This window comes from uncultured Gimesia sp. (genome assembly GCF_937910335.1).
Taxonomy (GTDB): Bacteria; Planctomycetota; Planctomycetia; order Planctomycetales; family Planctomycetaceae; genus Gimesia.
Genome location: NZ_CALEMX010000069.1, coordinates 1 through 4,204 on the forward strand (window position 1 = coordinate 1; position 4,204 = coordinate 4,204).

The 4,204-nt window shown below is 43.0% G+C and carries 5 protein-coding genes; 1 reads left to right on the top strand and 4 read right to left on the bottom strand.

The annotated features are described in order from the left end of the window. The 4 genes from accD to gap form a co-directional block, all read right to left on the bottom strand. The coding region (accD, locus tag Q0668_RS02750) for an acetyl-CoA carboxylase, carboxyltransferase subunit beta (protein ID WP_298859690.1) at positions 1–796 on the bottom strand (796 nt) is incomplete at its 3' end. A gap of 1 nt (position 797) precedes the next feature. Continuing rightward, a complete protein-coding gene (locus tag Q0668_RS02755; RefSeq protein WP_298859692.1) occupies positions 798–1,472 on the bottom strand; it encodes a histidine phosphatase family protein in 675 nt (224 codons plus the stop codon). Positions 1,473–1,487: 15 nt separating this feature from the next. Further along, positions 1,488–2,192, bottom strand: coding sequence for a ribulose-phosphate 3-epimerase (rpe, locus tag Q0668_RS02760; protein WP_298859694.1), 705 nt, complete (start codon positions 2,190–2,192; stop codon positions 1,488–1,490). A 264-nt stretch (positions 2,193–2,456) separates the two neighbouring features. Further along, positions 2,457–3,479: a type I glyceraldehyde-3-phosphate dehydrogenase gene (gap, locus tag Q0668_RS02765; RefSeq protein ID WP_298859695.1), complete on the bottom strand. Its 1,023-nt coding sequence runs from the start codon at positions 3,477–3,479 to the stop codon at positions 2,457–2,459. 516 nt (positions 3,480–3,995) lie between these two features. Between gap and Q0668_RS02770 the strand changes: the two genes are divergently transcribed. Next, the coding region (locus Q0668_RS02770; protein ID WP_298859697.1) for an Hpt domain-containing protein at positions 3,996–4,204 on the top strand (209 nt) is incomplete at its 3' end.

The window sequence follows — 4,204 nt, forward strand, 5'->3', positions numbered from 1 at the left end:
TGCGATCGACAAAACCGTGTTCCAAAAGAAATTCACTGGTTTGAAAACCTTCTGGCAGGGGAATTTTGACAGTTGCCTCAACAACGCGAGGTCCCGCGAAACCGACCAGCGCTTTCGGCTCAGCAATCACAATGTCGCCTAATGAGGCAAAACTGGCAGCAACGCCTCCCATTGTCGGATGAGTCAGCACGGAGATAAATAATCCCCCTTTTTCATGGTACCGGCCTAATGCTGCTGAGACTTTCCCCATTTGCATCAATGAGAAAATGCCTTCATGCATTCGTGCACCCCCACCAGAACCACTAATAATAATTAATGGGAGTTTTAACTCAGTGGCCTGTTCAATCGCACGAGTCAGTTTTTCTCCAACCACGGATCCCATACTACCCATTATGAAGGAAGAATCAGTGATGCCCACCACGAGGGGACGGCCACGCATATACCCACGACCTACGAGACAAGCATCTGTCATTCCTGTTTTCTTTTGTTCAGCGACCAGGCGGTCTTTATAGGTCTTATTTTTGTCTGCAAATTCCAATGGATCACCTGCAGATAAATCTGAATACCATTCTTCAAAACTGTCAGGATCAAGCAGTTGTTGAATACGTGTTTGAGCGGAAATGTAGAAATGATGGTCACATTCCGGACAAAGACCAAGCCCTTGCTCTACCTGTTTTCTGAATACAGTGGCATTACATTCATTGCAGCGTAACCATAAACCTTCGGGGACTCCTCGTTTTGGGCGGGAGGAATGGCTTAGCCATGAATCGACATTAGACTTGGGAGTAGAACTCATTTCACTTAGCCTCCTCGAATCGCCACTTTTCGTCATGGCACCCTTGATCTTGTTGAGAACTCTTCTTTTCAGAGTGATCGTCAAGATTTACGTGTTTTGCATCACCTTTTTTCGCTGGTGATTCAAGAATTTCAAACAATTCATTTTGACAAAATCGACCACTATGCTCAAAGCAGATTTTTTCCGTTTGATCATTTCGTAATACATTAGCAATAATAGTTGCCAAAGGTTCAGAGGCAACAATCGCAAAACTTTGTTTCTTTTTTAAATACTTCTGCAGCGTTTTTTTGACACGTTTCACTGCTTCCGAAGCTAATTCTCCTTCGGGCGGACAAACGGTTTCTGGTGATTCGGTCCACTGTTTGAGGAGTTTCGGGTATTTTCGTCGAACTTCCTCGAATTCGAGTCCCTGCCAGAGCCCCTGGTTCAGATTTTTTAACCCCTCTTTTTCTTTGACAGGAATGTTGAGGGTTTCCCCTAACTGTTCGGCTGTTGAGAGTGCTGGTTCTGAAGAGGATGTAATGATTGTTTCGATACCAGAATTTTCGATTTTCGTAACAAGATTTTTAACTTGTTCCTCACCCTCTGCATTCAAAGGGAGGTCCAAAGTTCCTTGAATTCGTTCATCACGATCGAAGTCTGTACAACCAGGTCGAATAAGTACCACAGTTGGCATTGTATCAAGTCTCTTTTACGTAAAGGAAGCTGATTCGCTCCTGGCTTTTTGCGCCAGTTCGCGGACAGCTGTAGAATAATCGGTCTGATTGAATATCGCACTGCCCACAACAAAATAGTTTGCGCCAGCACTTGCCGTTCCAGCGATTGTCTCCATTCCAATTCCTCCATCAACGGAAAGAATAGTATCATCGGAGATCATGGCCTTGAGCTGTTTAATTTTTTGTAAACTGGATTTTATAAACGACTGACCTCCAAATCCAGGTTCAACACTCATTACTAAAACTAAGCCGCAGTATTCGAGATAAGGCTCGATCATATTTAAAGAGGTCTCTGGGCTGATGGCTAAACCAGGCAATACACCAGATTGAGCGAGATGTTCCAGCAGGTCTTTTGGGTTGGGAGCAGCTTCAATATGAATTGTAATCGAATCACATCCGGCATTGATATAATCCTCAATGTATTTTTCCGGATTGCTGATCATCAGATGGGCGTCAAAAAACATCTGAGTTAAAGGCCTGATGCGCTCAATTAAGAGGGCCCCGTATGAAAGATTCGGAACAAAATTACCATCCATGACGTCCCAATGGAGCGCTGGGGCTTCAGCCATTTCCAATAATTCAATTTCCCTGTGAAGATTGCCAAAGTCACACTTCAACATTGACGGGGAGATTACTGGAAACTGAGATTTGAATTTATTAGACAGGTCAGGATTGATCATTGATTTATAGAATTATATACAATTCAAAGCGAAAAAAATTTCTTAGAATCTTTGATGAGTTAACTTATCAGAACACGATTAGGAGAAGTCATATTAGAAGCGGGATATTTTGACGACCTTGTTGAGCAACGTCTAGTCGAAAATTATAATATCTATCCTTATGTTTAGTTGTGGTAAGGTGGAAAAACAGCCGAGATGCAATCCATCTCGGCTGTAATTTAAGTACTGTCTTGTGCGAAAGGAGCAATTAAGCTCTTATTCAGGTTACAGTTGTGCTAATCGAGCAATCATATCTGCTGTCCGACTTGAATAGCCATACTCATTGTCGTACCAACTTAAGACTTTGAGCATATTTCCACCGATTTGTGTTGTCCAAGTGGCATCAAAGATAGAACTGTGAGTATTTCCAATGATGTCACTGGAGACAATAGGATCGGTATTGTACTCAAGAATTCCTTTCATTGGGCCATCAGCGGCAGCTTTCATGGCTGCGTTGACGTCTTCTACAGAAGCATCTTTGCTCAAAGTGACCACTAAATCTGTGATACTACCAACGGGAACAGGAACCCGAAGACTTAGGCCGGTCAATTTCCCATTCAATTCCGGAAGGACAAGTCCTACTGCTTTCGCAGCACCCGTTGTTGTTGGAATGATATTGATTGCGGCAGCACGTGCGCGAAGTGGATCAGCATGAAGTTGGTCTGAAACTCTTTGGTCGTTCGTGTAAGCATGCACGGTCGTCATGAGCCCATGTTCAATTCCAAAGTTTTCATGAATGACCTTTGCCATTGGAGCCAGACAGTTTGTTGTGCAGCTTGCATTGGAAACGCATTTATGCTCAGCAGATAACTGATCATCATTGACGCCAAATACGACTGTCAGGTCTGGTGCATCTTTAGCAGGAGCAGAGATGACGACTTTGCGTGCTCCCGCTGTCAGGTGACTATCATACCCTGGTTTACCATCTTTTTCTCGATTGGTAAAGAATCCAGTTGATTCTAGAGCGACTTCAACTCCCAGTTCTTTCCAAGGTAACTCACGCGGGTCTCGCTCTGCACAGACTTGTACTTTTTTGCCGTTCACTATCAGGGTATTGCCTTCGACATCGACTGTACCGGGGAAACGGCCTTGAACGCTGTCATATTTTAAAAGCAATGCCAGTTTTTGAGGATCTCCGAGGTCGTTAATTGCAACGACTTCAAATTCCTCTGGTCGAGCAGCCAGTGCTCTGAATGTAATTCTGCCAATTCGTCCAAAACCATTGATACCAACCTTTACCGCAGCCACGTAACTAACTCCTTACTCTAAAACAAATTATGTTTATCAATTGAAGGCAACCGCTAAGTCTAATGATTTCTTTAAGAAATCAATGCGGGTACCAGCTGATTTCAAATCAAATTGGATTGTAATGTGCGAGGGACAACCACACAACCGATCGCTAAGTTCACCTTCCAGTTCTTAATAATTGAATGTGCTAAATAATATGATTGTTAGGCGTTTGGGATAATAACTCTATATGAGAAAGGAGATTACAAATGATATTAAAAATGTGGATGGTTATTTTGATATACAAATTAAATCAGAGGATTCCCCTCCCTCGGGGATCTGAGAGTAATACATCCTAAAGGGGCTCCAGCAGAAATGACGATGTTGATTCTGGGGAGAAAGTTCCTGGTTAGGGGGAATATATTAACAGGTCACGCATAAAGTGATGTTGATAAGATCCTACTGAGAAGCAACTTAGAATCTCTTCATAATGTCTTTAAATATCATATTACGTTCCCTTATCACCAGGACGGGCTGATGGACGATATTCTGCAGGAGTTCTTAGCAGAAAGCTGGGAGAATTTAGGTCAACTAGACTCAGAAATTGTTGAGCTTGAGAAAGATCCACAAAATGCTGAGCTGATAGCCAGTATTTTTCGTACCATACATACCATCAAAGGGACTTGTGGATTTCTGGGGCTGACGAATCTGGGAGCCGTAGCTCATTCTGCAGAGAATGTATTGGG

What these genes read in the sequence shown, in the direction of transcription:
- Q0668_RS02755 (WP_298859692.1), bottom strand. Translation starts at nt 1,472, where the DNA reads ATGCCAACTGTGGTACTTATTCGACCTGGTTGTACAGACTTCGATCGT.
- rpe (WP_298859694.1), bottom strand. Translation starts at nt 2,192, where the DNA reads ATGATCAATCCTGACCTGTCTAATAAATTCAAATCTCAGTTTCCAGTA.